Source organism: Dickeya zeae NCPPB 2538, from assembly GCF_000406165.1.
GTDB lineage: Bacteria > Pseudomonadota > Gammaproteobacteria > Enterobacterales > Enterobacteriaceae > Dickeya > Dickeya zeae.
Genome location: NZ_CM001977.1, coordinates 2,140,187 through 2,157,166, shown reverse-complemented (window position 1 = coordinate 2,157,166; position 16,980 = coordinate 2,140,187). Strand labels below are relative to the sequence as shown.

The 16,980-nt window shown below is 54.0% G+C and carries 10 protein-coding genes; 6 read left to right on the top strand and 4 right to left on the bottom strand.

Translation table 11 applies throughout. The annotated features are described in order from the left end of the window. The 4 genes from DZE2538_RS09365 to DZE2538_RS09350 form a co-directional block, all read right to left on the bottom strand. Complete coding sequence (locus DZE2538_RS09365; protein WP_038916187.1) at positions 1–1,734, bottom strand: type I secretion system permease/ATPase; 1,734 nt, start codon at positions 1,732–1,734, stop codon at positions 1–3. Between the two features lie 16 nt (positions 1,735–1,750). Beyond that, the gene (locus tag DZE2538_RS09360; protein WP_080638976.1) at positions 1,751–2,113 is read right to left on the bottom strand and encodes a protease inhibitor Inh/omp19 family protein; all 363 of its coding nucleotides are present in this window, start codon (positions 2,111–2,113) and stop codon (positions 1,751–1,753) included. A 223-nt stretch (positions 2,114–2,336) separates the two neighbouring features. After that, entirely contained in the window at positions 2,337–3,770 is a 1,434-nt protein-coding gene (locus DZE2538_RS09355) for a serralysin family metalloprotease (RefSeq protein ID WP_038913961.1), read from the bottom strand. 515 nt (positions 3,771–4,285) lie between these two features. Next, positions 4,286–5,143, bottom strand: coding sequence for an SDR family oxidoreductase (locus DZE2538_RS09350; RefSeq protein WP_023639669.1), 858 nt, complete (start codon positions 5,141–5,143; stop codon positions 4,286–4,288). A gap of 409 nt (positions 5,144–5,552) precedes the next feature. On the opposite strand from DZE2538_RS09350, the gene DZE2538_RS09345 reads away from it, so the two are divergent. From DZE2538_RS09345 to DZE2538_RS09320, 6 genes are all read left to right on the top strand, one after another. Further along, positions 5,553–6,866 carry an SrfA family protein gene (locus tag DZE2538_RS09345; protein WP_038916186.1) on the top strand — a complete coding sequence of 438 codons (1,314 nt, stop codon included), beginning with the start codon at positions 5,553–5,555 and terminating at the stop codon, positions 6,864–6,866. 2 nt (positions 6,867–6,868) lie between these two features. Continuing rightward, positions 6,869–9,859 carry a virulence factor SrfB gene (locus DZE2538_RS09340; RefSeq protein WP_038916185.1) on the top strand — a complete coding sequence of 997 codons (2,991 nt, stop codon included), beginning with the start codon at positions 6,869–6,871 and terminating at the stop codon, positions 9,857–9,859. Then, the gene (locus tag DZE2538_RS09335) at positions 9,856–12,369 is read left to right on the top strand and encodes a putative virulence factor (RefSeq protein ID WP_038916184.1); all 2,514 of its coding nucleotides are present in this window, start codon (positions 9,856–9,858) and stop codon (positions 12,367–12,369) included. The genes DZE2538_RS09340 and DZE2538_RS09335 overlap by 4 nt, the downstream gene beginning before the upstream one ends. Before the next feature lie 567 nt (positions 12,370–12,936). Continuing rightward, entirely contained in the window at positions 12,937–13,395 is a 459-nt protein-coding gene (locus DZE2538_RS09330; RefSeq protein WP_038916183.1) for a hypothetical protein, read from the top strand. After that, positions 13,392–15,230 carry a GMC family oxidoreductase gene (locus tag DZE2538_RS09325; RefSeq protein WP_038916182.1) on the top strand — a complete coding sequence of 613 codons (1,839 nt, stop codon included), beginning with the start codon at positions 13,392–13,394 and terminating at the stop codon, positions 15,228–15,230. The genes DZE2538_RS09330 and DZE2538_RS09325 overlap by 4 nt, the downstream gene beginning before the upstream one ends. Positions 15,231–15,344: 114 nt before the next feature. After that, positions 15,345–16,901, top strand: coding sequence for a ferritin-like domain-containing protein (locus DZE2538_RS09320; protein ID WP_019846348.1), 1,557 nt, complete (start codon positions 15,345–15,347; stop codon positions 16,899–16,901). The last annotated feature ends 79 nt before the right edge of the window (positions 16,902–16,980 follow it).

Genomic DNA, 16,980 nt, shown 5'->3' with positions numbered 1-16,980 from the left:
TCATTGCGGCATCACAGCCGGCGTATTCATCCGGGCCTGATTGGCAGCGCTACGTTGCTGCAACTCCGTCAGTACATCCCGTGCCAGTCCCATACGTTGTTGCTGGCCTTCATGGAGGATAAGAATTTTTTGCGCCAAGGTAGTTAGCGCTGGACGATGGGTGATGAGCACCACGGTGGCGCCACGTTTTTGCAGTGCGACGATCGCCTGCATCAGGGCCTTATCACCGTCACTGTCAAGGCTGGCATTGGGTTCATCTAACACCAACAGGCAAGGATCGCCGTACATCGCCCGGGCCAAACCAATACGTTGACGCTGCCCCCCCGACAGGCCACTGCCGCCATCCCCTAACTCCGTGTCATACCCTTTGGGTAGGGACAAAATCAGCTCATGCACCCCTGCCAGTTTTGCCGCCGCCACCACTTTCTGTGGGTCGGCTTCACCGAAGCGGGCAATGTTTTCCGCCAGTGTTCCTCTGAATAACTGCACATCCTGCGGCAAATACCCAATAGCCGGACCAAACGCGCTTTTATCCACCAGATCCAGGTCTGCACCGTCCAGACGTACTTTACCTTGCGTCGGCGCTTGTGCACCGACCAGCAACCGGGCCAATGTAGACTTACCAGAACCAGAGGCACCTAGCACCACCAGCGTTTCCCCCGCTTGTAGTGAGAAATGGATATTCTGCAATCGGGCGTTACCATTACCTTGTGCCGGGCGCAGTGATACCTGTTCAACACTGAGATGACCTTCGGGTGCGGGTAATGCCATCGATTCTGGACGCGGCGGATATACCGCCATCAGCCGGGTCAAACGCTGCCAGGCAATGCGTGCACTGCTCCACTGTTTCCACACCCCGATCAACTGATCGATCGGGCTTAAAACACGACCTACCAGAATGGAGCCAGCGATCATCATCCCCGGTGTAATTTTGCCGTCGATCGCCAACAATGCCCCTAGCCCCAACATGAATGATTGCAACGCAATACGGCTGTATTTGGAGGCACCACCGACAGCCGCAGCACGTTCACTGGCGAGATTTTGCAGAGAAATAAAGCGATAATGACGCGCCAGCCAACGCCGACGCAGGTTACCCAACATCCCCATCGCTTCAATCACGTCAGCGTTACGCAGTTGAGCATCAGCCAGGTGGGTCGCCTGCTGGGATTGCAGGTTAGCTTCCGCCAGCGGCTGGCTGGTCAGATGCTGGTTTAGCCAGGTCAGCGCAACCAGTACGACGGTGCCGCCCAGAGCCAGCAACCCCAACCAGGGGTGCAATAAAAACAGTACCAGCAGGAACAGCGGGAACCACGGTACATCGAAGAAGGCGAATAACGCATTACCGGTAATAAACTGGCGCAACAATGTTAAATCGGTGAGTGCCATTCCGGCGCGACCGTCACCGGCGTCAAGATTACGGGCAAACGCGGCATTGAAAACATCCTGATTGAGCGCCAGGTCGATCCGGGTCCCCAGTCGCACGACCAGCAGGCTGCGCACCCACTCCAACGCGCCCATAAAAACACACAGTCCCGCCATCAGCAGGGTCAGCATCAGCAGGGTAATGCCGTTACCTGACGCCAGCACCCGGTCATACACCTGGAGCATGTAGACCGAAGGGGCCAGCATCAGCAGGTTGATGACCGCGCTGAAAATGCCGACGCTCCAAAAACTGCGGCGAAACTGACGCAGTACGCCGAACAGCGAACGATCTTGCTCAGTGGAAGCATTCACGACGGGCGACTCCCACTCAGGCTTTCTTTTTCAAAATACGCACACTGCCGTTAGCCAGCGTATGTTCGTACTGATCATGACTACGGCTGAAAAACGCCACTGCTGAACCGTCAGTCTGTGTCAGTGTCACCCCATCAGGCGTAGGCCGCCAGCCAACCGGCGCTTCCGGCAACAGCGCTTGCAGGCAGGTCTTGTCGCCCGCCAGTCGCCAGGTCGTGCTATCAAGCACCTCGGTATTCAAACGGATATCGCAGTGCTGTTCCGTGCCGCTTAATACCCACTCTCCGCTCAGCTCCGCTGCAGACGGTAATCTCAGACTGCTCGCCATACATCCTCCACTCAGTGCACCCAGTAATGTCGCAATAATCAGCTTTTTCATGATATTCCCATCATTCGGTTATCAGAGCGCGCGATTCATGATTGAAACTATCTTGTTAAAGACATTGATAATGGCAGGATCATTTCACATCAAACATCACCTGCCATTATTTAATGGCCCTGTAGATAACAGGTTTTTTTCTGTTCTTACTTTCTCTGTTCTCGTTAAAAAATTATGCGGTCATTAAACGATCACACCATTGTTAAACAATGAGATTTGACTGTTAAACAATGAAATCCGACGGCTGCAACGCCGTACCGACAATGTTCACCAAAAAATCAGCCGAACTGTGTCCGCTTAAATGCATCCACATATTGGTCTGGTTCGCCTGACCATCCCAATTCAACAACACTTCGTTGCCAGCTCCGGAGAAATGATCGACAAACTGGAGATCATGATTCTTATTAAAGGCGGACAAGTCGATTTTATCTTCACCACGCTGAAAATCAGTAATGGTATCCGGTGCCGATGCGAGCGAGTCTTTTTCCCAGGCATAAACAAAAATATCTTTACCCGCCCCGCCCGTTAAAATATCAGCGCCGCCATCACCGTACAGCACGTCATTACCTGCTCCACCGTCGATGTGGTTATCAGACAGATTACCGACAATGACATCATTGCCTGAACCGCCGATAGCATTTTCAATTACCGCGCCCGCCGCAATAGAAACATTTCCTTTTAAACCGCCGACATCTGAAAACGTACCGCTAATCAGACTGATGCGCTGATTCGAGCTATAACCGGAAAAATCAAAGGTATCATTGCCGCCGGCATCCCAAACGGAAAATATCAGCGGTGTTTTGCTGTCGGTCGCGGTATAAAAATCACGACCTGTATTAGAGTGGAACCCGTATACCGTATCGCCAGTGCGGGTGGTCATATTCGCACCATACAGTTTTTGGATCGCGGCGATGTCATCCATTAACGGAGCGGCGGCATGATAGCCATGAAAATCGCCACCGGTATAACCCTCATTCCAGTAACTCATGATACTGAATTGACGGGTATCTTCGGCGTAGGTCACGTCTTTATAGCCAGGGTTACCATCGGAGGCGTCATAATCCCCTGGATGATACAATCCGAGCGTGTGGCCAATTTCATGTGCCAGCGTATTGCGGCCAAATTCATTAATATCCGGCCGCTGGTTATCAGCCTGATTGTAATTAAACCAGGCCGAACCAGCCCACTTCCAATTTCCAGGATAGAAACCAAAGGCCTGGCTATTGTTATCCGTATGGCCATCTGAGGTTAATGTATAGTTACCGAACTTAATCGTAGCCTGTTGAGGGTTTTTGACTTCGGTGAACGTCACATTGGCTACATCAGCCCAGGATTGTAATGCCAGTCTGGCCTGCTGAATTTGTGCGGCGTTAAATTTAACGAAACCTTTGTAATTATCAGGCATATTGGCATCAGAAACTGACTGAAGAAAAGCGTAAGTCAGTGCGACAGGTTTACCGAAAACATGATCACCATTCCAGGTGACATTACCTCGGGTTATTTGGTCGCGAGCCTGCTCCAGCGTATAGGATGGCTTATCGCCAATATTGCCATCCCCACGGTGATGATAATTCCAGAATTGATAGACATCCGCCACACCGGTATACCCACCGGACGATGCGGAAGAAAGATCGGTTTTTTTGCTATATAAAGCCATCACGCTTCCTCCATGAAATACGTTCATATCTGATGATGTTATGTGCGGACATATACCCGTCATACTTCAAGTTGCTGGTGTGTTGGCTACATTCGCTCACCCGAATCACTAACCTCATCGGGATTCACTCTCTTGCCGCCTTCCTGCAACTCGAATATTTTGGGTACAACATCTTTTTATAAATACACGCGTTGTCAGCGCGTAATTCATAAAACTCTCGCTGAACACCCACCATTCACTTTTTCTGTTAAAAGCGAATGTTCCCTGTTAGGCATGAATCAACTATTCAGGCAGCATAGCCTGACAACACAAACAGGTTAGTAAAACAGAAATAAAATGACAAGATTTCATCAAGAAAATCGATGTTTTGTTACAGACAATTCAGGCTGCCAAAAAAAAACCAGACAGAAGATTGAGGAAGGAAAAATTAGCAGAATAAAAAATGGTGCGTAAGTAACCAAACGCACCACGTCAGAGCATCACTCACTTATCAATGACAACGACAAAATCATCAATTACAACGACGCCAGCGTACTACGGATGACTTCGGCATACGGCGTGGTCGGATGGCCCAGCAGCGCGGCCAGCGCGTTCTTATCATCAAACAAGCCGCCTTTTTCCGCCCCTGCATCCGAATCAGCCAGCATATCGGCAAGACCACCCGGCAAGCCTGCGCCTTTTAAGGCGTTGGCGAAATCGGCTTGCGACAGGTTGACATACTGTAATGGTTTGCCACTCTGCCGGGCGATTTCGGCGGTAAACTCCGCCAGCGTATAGCTATTGTCACCGGCCAGTTCATAAGTTTTGCCGGCTTGACCGCCCAATTGCAGCATGAGAGCCGCCGCCTGTGCATAATCACTACGTGCCGCCGACGCGATACGGCCCTCACCAGCCGCGCCGACAAACGCGCCATGCGCCAACGCCGGGGCAATGCTGGCGGCATAGTTTTCGGTATACCAGCCGTTACGCAAAATCACATGAGGAATGCCGGAAGCCTTTAACGCCGCTTCCGTCGCCAGATGCTCCGCCGCCAGTCCGAGTGGAGACGTGTCGGCATGCAGCAAACTGGTGTAGACGATAAGACTGACACCTGCCGCTTTAGCTGCGTCAATAACAGCTTTATGTTGCGTTTCGCGCTTGCCCACCTCACTGGAGGAAATCAACAACAGCTTTTCGACCCCGCTCAGTGCCTTGACCAGTGTTTGTGGTCGATCGTAATCGCCATAACGCACATGGATCCCTTTCGACGCCAGTCCACTGGCTTTCGCTGGATCGCGAACCACAGCAATGATGTGCGCTGTCGGTACTGATTTCGCCAGAGTATCAATCACTAAACGGCCTAACTGGCCTGTTGCTCCTGTAATCGCAAACATCGTGTACTCCTGTTTATGGGGAAATACCGCTGCACGCTTCAGCCCGTATATCCTAAACCTCGGTATCCGGTTGAAACTCATATCTGCAGCATATGGCCTGAACTCACTTTTAGTAAGTACTAACAAAAATGTTAGTGTGAAATAACAATGCGAGCATCATCACAACATCCCAGCTACCGGCTTCCTGCTGACGTGTTGCAGGGTAATCTGTAAGATGGCTCTCAGCCGGTTTTTTAGTTTCAGTCATATCGCACTTATGCGATATTGCTTTTTCAGAGAGCTGATGACGCAAATATTTGTCATATTTGTCACTTCTTTACTTATTTGATTCGTGCCCATCAGAATTATAATCGCAGACAGTGGACACGATTTTCTGCCTTGACGGTTTATCACAAAGGGTCTCTTTGGCGTGGCAAAATTATTTTTACGCAGTGGAAATTTAGACGATTTTCTTGCGTTGGGAGAGAACGGCCAGCCCGTTTATACTTCGGCGCTACAACTACGGGAAACACTGCGTCTTCGCAAACAACAGCCCATCGCTGATTGTCTGGCTATTCCTCAGCCTAATGAGGATGGCGATCGCATCGACTGGTATTCCCCCTTCTCCGGTAAAATTACTTCCTGGATGGCAGCCAGCGACGAACAACGCGAGCAGGCGTTGACGCTGCTGGAAAACTATCTCAACACGGTTGACGCGATCAGCGAACGAGCGCGCCAGTCCGACAAACCGGCACAAAAACTTTTCGGCGTATTGTTGTCGAAAGCCTTTCAGTTTCCGGGCTCCAATCATGTGTATCTGGTCGACGATAAACCGGTTATTACCTTCTGGGGATTCGTCAGCCTGGGCAAAAAATCTCGCCAGGATGTGCTGGAGTGCCTGCGTCCGGTTGAACTCCCTGAGCCAGTTCCGGAACCGGAACCGCTGCCGGAAGTCACGGTACACATTGCCGAGCCCGAACCGGAGTTACCGCCGCCGCCCGTCGTCGAACCAGAACCCGTCGTGATTGCCGAGCCGGTCGCAGCACCTCCTGCTCCGCTGTCGGCACGCCGTGTCTGGACCAGTCCTTGGGTTCTGGGGCCGGGTGTCGCGCTACTGGCGACGCTGGCGTTTCAGATTCGCGGCTGTGTTTCCCACCCTGAAAGCAACGCGCCGTCTGCCGTGACTGCTATCAAACCGGAAAAACGTGCACTGGGTGCAACGCCGCCGGATGCACTCCCACAACCCAATCTGCCATTAAATGTGGCCACACTGCTGCCACAGCCCGTCACGGCTGAACCACAGAAAAAAGCGGAAGAGAAAGCACCGCCAGCGGCAGTAGAAATGGCCGCCGCGCCGAAAGGCGCGCTGGTGATGCCGGCCGACGCAGTGAAAATCGGCTCCATCCGCTTCCTGGATGGCAACTGGCAAGCCACACTGTCGGTGAAAAACCCGCTGACCGGTAAGCCGCCGGTATTGCGCTATCAGCTCAAAAACGGCAAAGGCCGGGTGCACTTTACCTATGGCGACAACATCACCTGTCAGGCAGAGGTGGAGGCCGGGTTGCATCAATCCGGCAATCTGGTGATCAACAGCCGCTACCGTGCGCGCTGCAGCGATGGTTCCCGCTATCCGATGCCGGAAATCGTCTGTACCCGACAGGAGTCGAGCGAGGCTGCTGAATGTAAAGGCCGCTATGATGCCGACACTGTGCTACCGATGACGATTAAGCGTGAGAGTAAATAACCATGCTGGCAACCCTGACAGATTACAAACAACACATTACGCTGATTCAAAATAGCGGTATTCAGTTTCTTGACTTTGCGTTGAAGCTCACGCCAGCCCGCGCCGGATTCGCCAATCGTTTCGTGCGCAAAAGCGCCAATGGGCCGTTGCTGCGACTGACCTATAACGAACACAGCGGAAAATACACCCTGCCGAGCGCGATGCAGGTGCTGCCGGAAGCAGTTAACCCGGAATCCAGTTATACGCTGGAGCAGTCTCTCCACTTACTGAGCAATGCGTGGTTACCGTTACCCTTCTTCCGCTTTAACCCACCACGTACCTTTATGGGCGGCCCGAATAACTGGGCACGAGTACAAGTGCTGGAGCTCGACGAACCGGACGATGACGGCAACACTCACCGGATTTGTCTGGCGTTCGATACCCGTGTTTACCCGGAAAGCCATGACCTGGAAACGCTGGCCCCCAGCGAGAACGATATCAACGCCGGGCGACTGTTCACGCTGGCTTACCACAGCGAAGAACTGGATGATTTTCTCGATCAGACCTGGGTAGATGGCTGGTTGCGCGAAACCTTTTCGCAGCAAGCACTCACGGTGGAAAACCGCAAACCTCGAGATATCCGCCAGAACCTGCGTGAATTCGAATATCAGGCGCATTACCTGAATCTGCTGGATATTATGGCGACACTGCTGGATGTACCGGAAATCCGGATCACCAGCGGTACCTTGAAAGAACCTGCCATTAACGTGGACCTGATACTGGATGTCGGCAACTCCCATACCGCCGGGATCCTGGTGGAAGATCATGCCGATGAGAGCAACGGCTTGCGGCAGACCTACGAATTGCAGATTCGCGATTTGAGCCAGCCTCATTATTTGTACAATGAGTTGTTCGACAGCCGGGTGGAATTCGCCCAGGCGCGTTTCGGTAAGCAAAACTTCTCCTTTGAAAGCGGGCGCGACGACGCGTTTGTCTGGCCATCCATTACCCGTGTTGGCCGCGAAGCCAGCCGCCTGGCGCTACAGCGTCAGGGAACCGAAGGTTCCAGTGGTATTTCCAGCCCACGTCGCTATCTGTGGGATGAAGAGCCGTATGTGCCGGGCTGGCGCTTTAGCCAGACAACCAGCCCGCGCCAGCAGGAACCGCTGGCGACCGCCATGCCGTTGACCATGCTGGTCAACGATGAAGGTCAGCCCCTGTTCAGCTTACCGCTGGATGAACGCCTGCCGGTGTTCGACCCTCACTACAGCCGCAGTTCGGTCATGACATTCATGCTCTCCGAGTTGCTGGCACAAGCGCTGATGCAAATGAATAGCGCGGCCCAGCGTCTGAAGATGATTCATGCCAATGCGCCGCGTCAGTTGCGCAATATTATTCTGACCCTGCCTTCAGCCATGCCCAAGCCAGAGCGTGAAATTTTCCGCCGTCGCATGATCGAAGCGATCGGACTGGTGTGGAAAGCGATGGGCTGGCACCCGGCCGATGATGAGTTCCTGACGGCGGACGACAAGCGCCGCAGCACGGTACCGGTGCCTGACGTGCAAATGGAGTGGGATGAAGCCACCTGCGGGCAGATGGTGTACCTCTATAACGAAGCACAAGTGAATTTCGGTGGCCGGGCGGAGGCCTTTTTCGCCAGTATGGCGCGGCCGGATAAAGAGCTGGCGGATGACGAGCAGCCGGGTAAAACCTTGCGCATCGCGTCTATCGATATTGGTGGCGGTACCACCGATTTGGCGATCACCCAGTACTGGCTGGATGACGGTGTCGGCAGCAACGTCAAAATCATCCCTCGCCTACTGTTCCGTGAAGGGTTCAAAGTCGCTGGCGATGACATTTTGCTGGACGTGATCCAGTTGTATGTCCTGCCAGCCTTGCAGGCAGCGTTGAAAAAAGCCGGTGTTACCAGTCCGGATAGCCTGATGACCCGCCTGTTTGGCAGTGAAGGCCGTATGGATGGTCAGTTGACACTGCGTCAGCAGGTCACACTGCAAATGTTCATTCCTATCGGGCAGGCGATTCTGGAAGCCTATGAGCGATTCGACCCGCTCGACCTGAATGCGGAAATCGACACCACGTTCGGTGAAATGCTGTCGCAAACACCGACACGTAAGGTGCTGGAGTACGTCAACACCGAGATCCAACGCGAATTGCCGGATGAGGAAACCCCGTTCGACATTCTGCAAGTGCCACTGATTCTGCGTCTTAGCAAGCTACACAGCGAGTTTCTGGCTAACCGCATGAGTATCACCCAGCATTTGCGCTTGATGTCGGAAGTGGTGTCTCTGTACGCCTGCGATGTGCTGCTGCTGACCGGTCGGCCGTCCCGTTTCCCGGGCATTCAGGCGTTGTTCCGCCATCTGCAACCGCTGCCGATTAACCGCATGATGTCGCTCGATGGCTATCACACCAGCGACTGGTACCCGTTTAACAAGCGCGGTCGCATTGAAAACCCGAAATCCACCGCGGCGGTGGGGGCCATGTTATGCCTACTGGCGCTGGATCTGCGCCTGCCCGGCTTCTACTTCAAAGCCGGGGATTTCGAGCCCTATTCCACCGTGCGTTATCTTGGCATGCTCGACAACACCAACACACTCACCACCGATAACGTCTACTATAACGATATCGATCTGGATGATGCGGATTTCACGCTGGATGACCAACCCGGTTTTGAAGTCCGCGGTTCGCTGTGCCTTGGCTTCCGCCAGTTGGATAACGAGCGTTGGCCCGCTTCGCCACTCTATTCACTGTCGATAGTCGACCCGGAGCTGGCGCGTAAAGTCGCGGGTGACAGCGTCCTGCATGTGCGCCTGAAAGTCGTACCGGGTGACGATAACCCCACACCAGAACGCGTTGAAATAGCCAGTGCGGTGTTGGGGTCGGGAAATACTATTTCACCGCATCAATTGAGGTTAAAACTGAATACCTTATCCAGCACGGTTTCCGGCATGGCACATTACTGGATCGATAGCGGGAGCGTCTTCAAGAAATGAAACCATTAACGCCCAAACAGTTGTCGAGCCGCCTCAGCCGTCAGTTACAGTCCGTTTCGCAAGGCGTGGATCAGGCGATTGCCTGGGTAGAAGAGACCCGGCGCAACGTCCCTCGTCTGGATATGGAAGCCGACCGGCTGATCATTAAATTGCGCCGTTGTCGCAACAAAGCCCGTGGGCTGTCCGAGTCATCGCTCAAAGAGATCGCCATGGGGATGTTCGGTTTGGCTCAGGGGGGGAAAACCTACCTGCTGACATCACTGGCTGGCGGAGAAAACGGTCGAATCGAAACGTCCGTCGGCGGCGTCACGCTGGATTACCAGAAAAATATCAACCCGGACAACCAGCAACCGGCGTTTGTCACCCGTTTTACCCGTCAGGTTGAAGGCAAAAATACGCCAAACCCGGTGCAACTCCAGTTGCTTAACGAAGCCGATGTCGCCCGTATTATGGCTTATTCCTTCATTCTGGAAGATGCTCAGAATGACACGGCGGAACTGGATGAGCAGCATATTGCCGAACACCTGAAAACCCTGTCGCTGCACCGCCAACAGGAGCCGGTGACCGGGCTGAGCAGCGATGATGTGGTGGCATTATGGGATTACCTGACGCGTCATGATGCCCGGCGACAAAAACCACTGGAACGCAAGTTCTGGCCGCTGGCGGTCGAACTGGCGCCACACCTCAGTATCGACGATCGCGCCAGCCTGTTCTCGGTGCTGTGGGGCGAACGCGCAGACTACACCTCGCTGTATCGCCATTTTGCCCACACGCTGGAGCAGCTCTCCGGCGCCCGTAAAGTACTGGCACCGATTAGCCTGCTGGTGGACGAAGCGTTGCAACCGGACAGCGGTATTTTTAATGCCAGTCAGTTCGACCGCCTGAATAGCCCTTCCGACCTGAGCGTACAGGTACGCCCTATTGTGAATGGTCGTGCTGCTCGCGGCGTAGAACTGTCACTGGCAGAACTGATTATGCTGACAGCCGAAGTGCTGGTTCCACTGCTGTCACCGCCGAAAGAAACCCTGTTCGGTCAGGTCGATCTACTCGATTTCCCAGGCTTTAGCCTGCAGGATGAACCCGAAGCGGAGGTGGATGACGATAACCCGGACCGCCTGTTGCGGCTCAAACCGCACCCGTTATCCCGAACGTTGCTGCGCGCCAAGCGCGCTTATTTGCTGGAACGCTATACCGACGATCAGGAAATGAATCTGCTGATGGTGTGTACCGCCGCAGCCTGTAAAGCGGATGTGCGCCACGTTGGCCGTGCGCTGGACTTTTGGGTTCGCCATACCCAGGGGGAAAACCCGCAAATCCGCAGTCGCCGTAAGCCTGGCCTGATTTGGGCGGTCACCCGCCATGACAGGCGTTTCACTCATGGCCATAACAACGATGAAGCGGTGCAGCGCTATGTGGGTAACCCCGGCGATGCCTGGGGCACCATGCTGGCGATGGACAAGCGCGGCATCAACCGTATGACTGCCTGGCTGGATACCGAAGTCCGCCGCGAGGTCAAACTGGGGCGTATCAACGAACAGTTGAGCGAATTACAGCGCGAGCTGTCTGATAACCTGCTCGGCAGTTGGTACCAACCTGCGGGTGCTGACGATCCAGCACGCAAGCAACACATCGCTGAATCGATGCTCAAGGCGCTGCAGACACGAACCGGCGTACACGGCGAATTGCTGGAGCGGCTGTTACCCTCTCGCGATGAGCTGCGTCATCTCTATTTGCAGCAACAAGTGCAGCAATCGCGTAATTTTGCCGCCTATCAGGAAACACCGGATACCGCGGTGCCGATGGCCAGTTACGAGCCTTTTGGCGTTGGGCTGGATATCGACCTCTTCAGTGATGAGAGCGCGCAGGCTGAAAGCGAAGAAAAACCAACGCCCGTCGTACCCGTTGTGCAAACGGAAGAAGACCAGGCCGAGAATCACAGCTATGAGGCGGAGTTCGCCCGCAACCTGTACCGTTACTGGATCAATCACCTGCGCAATTTGCCGGAAAATGTCGCCATCATTGAGCTGTTGGGTATTAACCGCCCCACGATCGAAATGCTGGTGGAAGAGCTGATTACCGCCAGTATTCGTCTGAAACTCGAAGACGAATTACAAATCATGCTGGTGGATTCCGGTCAGCTAGGGATTAACCGGGAAAGCAAAGCAGACCGTCAGGTATCCCGCGCACTGAATGTGCTCGGTGATTTCGTCGCCTGGCTGGGCTTCCAGCAAATATCGGAATCCCTACGCCCGGACAGTCGCGTCAACAAAGGCAACAAGATCTTCGCGAAACCGGAAAAGCAGGTCGCTAATTTTGGTGCCTCACGTCGGCTGACGAAGCTATCCGTCACTCCGGTCAACAATACCGCGTATTACATCTATGACTGGTTGATTGGTCTCAATGAGATGATTATCCAGAACGCGGGTTACGCGGCTGGTCGTGATATCAAGCCAAAACAACGTGAACGTCTGGGAACGATCCTCAGTCAGATCAAACCCACGGAAAGCTAACGGCTCAGGCGGAGCATCAGGCTCCGCCTTCCGCCCGTCCCCGCACAAAAGTTTACATAATCAAATAATTATGTCGCTTTTCGGGTCACTCCTTTCGACAAAATCACGTTATAAATCAGGCTGGTCTTGCAAAAACGCAGCACTCACGTCATAGTTTCTGGCGGGGTGCGTACTGTTGTACCGAATGTCTGTTATTGTCATGCTTTTTCGTTAATCGCCCGGTTTAAAACACGCTGTTGATTTAAAAAAAGGAACACAGACCACCCCGTTCTTTTTCCGCCATCTTGATGCTGTTCTGTTTCTTCTGCTCTCCGGCGAAGACAGAAAAGCACCGCTTCCAGGGATATCAGTTGCCGTTATCGATTGGGTATGTGCCAGTCGTACTGACCATCCGCATTCACATATCCGGTTGCTGATGCCGTTTTTCGGCCTATCACCGTAAAACGATTAATTAAGATCGATATTAACGAAGATAAAGAGAGCATCGCCTATTCCACGACGCCTGACACCCGGATCAGTCGCGCGGGTTTCTTTTAGCTGTTTACGACATGGCACAGGTAACGCATCATGAGTAACAGTAGCGAATCCGATACCGCATTTGATGATTTTCTAACGCTTTCCGCCCTGCTTACCGGGTTCAGTCGATTTGAACTGACCGGTACCGGGCTGGCCCATGACTATTTCGACTGGCTGCAACAGGCTGCCCCTTTACCCTTCAAACAATTGCAGCGCGATTTTTCAGCACAACCCGACGATGACACCATAAGGCTCACCTGGCTGCAAAACACCGTGCTGACATCATCCTCACTCGGCCCCGTCACACGCAGCCTGCTACGGCTGTGGTATACCGGTCAGTGGATCCCGGTCAACCCGACACCCCAGGCAGACGCCCGTTTTCTCAGTGAGGCAGCCTGGCGCGAAGCCTTGATCTGGCAGGCTATCCATGCCCATCCGCAGTCAATCCGTCAACAGGAGTTCGGCTCCTGGGCCGAACCGCCGATGGCTGAATGGAGAACACGTGGATGAACCTTGTCACACCCCATCAGGCAGAAGAGACTGATTACGATGTGGTGATTGTCGGCGGCGGCATTGCCGGGGCGCTGATGGCCAAGACCCTGACTCGCGCAGGCAAGCGTTGTCTGATACTGGAAGCGGGCTCGGGAGATAATCTGCACTACACCGGCTACCGGGAAATGCTGACGCACTATCGTCAGCGGCCAGATAAAAGCCATCAGGTATCTGGCGTACACAATGTCAACGCGCCGGTACCGCATGATACGGCGCTGCATCCGCTACTGCCGGATGGGTACGACGACCGTGGTTATCTGGTGCAACGTGGCCCGCTGCCATTCAGCTCTACCTATTGCCGCCAGCTCGGTGGCACCTCGCTACACTGGCTTGGCAATGCCATGCGCATGCTGCCAGAAGACTTCGAGTTACAAAGCCGTTACGGCGTCGGGTTGGACTGGCCGCTGCGTTATAACGACCTGGAGCCCTGGTATCGGGCTGCCGAGTATGAGTTGGGGGTGTCGGCCAATGTCGAAGAACAAGCGTATGGTGATATTCATTTTCCACCGGACTATGTTTATCCCATGCACGGGATACCTACCGCCTGGGGCGATCGGCAACTGGCCCGGCGTTTGACCGGCATGAGTATCATGGAGGACGGACAGCCTATCCCTCTGTCGCTGCGTGGTACCCCATCAGCCCGTAACGGTGTACCGCATCCTGCTTATGACCATGGGCGCGGCTATCACCCGCGTGGGGCGGCCGGTAACCCGCACCTTGGCCTGTATTGCACCGGTAATAGCTATTGCACGCCGCTCTGTCCGACACAGGCCCGTTATAATGCGCTGAAAACACTGGAAGACGCCGATGCTACACGGCTGGATGTGCTCACTTGCAGTGTGGCGCATAAGCTACTGATAGACCCCGCTACCGACGCCATCACCGGTATCCAGTTTCGTCATTACGTCCATCATGAAACGGCACTACATCACCTGCATACCGTCAGCGCCCGACGCTATGTCCTGGCTGGCAACGCGATTGCTAACGCGGTTCTGCTGCTGGCGTCCGGTGCCTGTAAAGGCAATGATCTGGTCGGCCGCCACCTGATGGATCATCCCATCCTGCCGGTCTGGGGTCGGGCGGATGCACCGCTCTGGCCGATGCGTGGCCCACTGACCACCTCAGGCATTGAAGCGATGCGAGGCGGCAGCGCCCGTGTACACCGGGCAGCGTTCCGTATCGAGCTGAGCAATGACGGCTGGCGCTGGCCGGTTAACAAACTGTATGACGATGTTGAGACGTTACTGCAAGAACCCCTGTGTGGCCCCCGCTTACGCAGTCAGATTCGTGAGCGGCTGTCCCGCCAATGCAGCGCGCGTTGCATGGTGGAACAGTTACCAGAGTACAATAACCGGGTGACGATCCATCCGGATTACCGCGATGCGCTGGGTAATTACCGCCCGGTGATTCATTACGATCTGTCACTGTATACCCGCGCCGGTGTTGCGCGCGCCAGCACGGTTATGCGGCAGGTTTTCCGACAGATAGGTGTGCATGACTACAGCCGTTATTCACCCGGTGAACCCGGTTATTTTACCTGTCAGGGCCAACCGCTGGCGTTTACCGGTGCCGGGCACATCGCAGGGACCCACTGCATGGGAAACTCTCCGCACCACTCGGTGGTGGATCGCCAACAGCGTAGTTGGACTCATAAGAATCTCTATCTGGTAGGCGCCGGAAATATGGTTAGCATGGGAACGGCACCACCGACTCTGACACTGGCAGCACTGACGTTATGGGCAGCGCACACAATTCTTTCCGAACTGGACAGAATGTGTGCCAGCACACGTTAAACGTGAAAAAAGCGCTACAAAAGATGATGATATTCAGGTTTCATGCTAGGAATAAATAGATAAGACTAATTACACACTTCGTCACTGCCGCAACTGACTAGACGGAATAACACCATGAACTTAAACGAACAAAACCAACAGCACGATTTGGATGCGACTTTCAGGGAAAAGGGCTACGTCAAACTCACCAGTCATAAAGATTTGGCCCATGAACTGGACGACATCCGCGATCTCCTGCAAAAGGCGATGGTGCTTGAACATGCGGTAATCCCCCCTTATCTGACCATGCTTTACACGGTGAATGACGATATCGACCCACGGGTCACTGACGTGATCCATTCGGTCGTAATAGAGGAAATGTTGCACTTCGTCATGGTCGGCAACCTACTCAACGCGGTAGGTGGCACGCCCGATATTAGTAGCCCCAGTTTCATGCCTGACTATCCGGCTACACTACCGTTCGGCATTGAAGATCTGGAAATTCAGCTCCACCCATTTTCTCAGCACGCCATTCATCAGGCGATGCAAATCGAACACCCCAAGTACGTTCGCCCGGAAGTGGTCGCCAGTCATGTTTGCAGTGACATGTCTATCGGTGAGTACTACATCTACATCGAATCACGCTTGCGCGCAGCGGTGGAGTCTTTCGGCGAAAAAGCCGTGTTCTGCGGCGACCCTACCCGGCAGATCGAACCGGAACAGTTCTGCCACGGCTCATACGGCAATATCACGCCCGTGGTCGATCTCGACAGCGCGGTCTATACCCTGCGTCAAATTTGCGATCAAGGCGAAGGTTCGCCGCACAACATCTGGCAGGGTGACGAAAATAATGTGCCGCATTACTACCGCTTCAACGAAATCTACTGTGAGCGCATGTATACGCACGGCGATACCATCGCCAGCGGTCCAACCGGTGATCCATTGAATATCGAATGGGATAAAGCGGTCAAAACCCACAGTGCTGCCAAAATCGCCGATTACCCAGAAAGTGAGCTGCGTAAAGCCATTGTGCGTTTCAATCGCCGTTACAGCGAAATTCTGGAAAACCTGCAACTGGCGCTGTCCGGTCGCCCGCTGAAACTCACTCCAGCGGTCATGGCGATGGGGTCATTGCGCGAAGATTTCCGCGCCATTGTTGCGCATCCGTTCCCCGGAGATAACGCGTACCACGCGGCACCGACATTCGAATATACCCCGCCGCCGCCGCCGCGTTTTCAGGCCAAAAGCCAGGCAGTCACCTTCGCCAATAACCAGACCACGTTGGAAAAACTGTCTCAGGCTTATGCCGCCGGTGATTTGCCGATGGCACTGGCGTGCCTGAGCGAACAACTGGTGTGGGACATGACCGGCCCGGTAGATGTCCCCTATACCGGCGTATTCTACGGTCATGAAGGCTTCTCCCGTTTTTGGTCACTGATGAGCCAGACCGTGGAATTCAGCAGTGAGGTGGTGGAAAAAGTCTTCTTTAGCGACAATCAGGCGATGGCTTACGGTAGCCAGCAAGGGATCACCAAATCTACCCGCGTCCCTTACAGCTACGACTGGGCAATCCGGTATGAATTTACCAGCGATCATCGCATTCGGCTGATGCGTAATTATTTCAACCCGATGCGAATTCAGGCAGCGTTGGCGGCCACGCCACCAAAACCACGGTCGTTCATCAACAAATAACGCCGTTTTTGATGGGGTTGAATGGGCACCGCCGCATTGGCGGTGCTTTTTTATCTATATCAAATCAGATCGCGTCAGC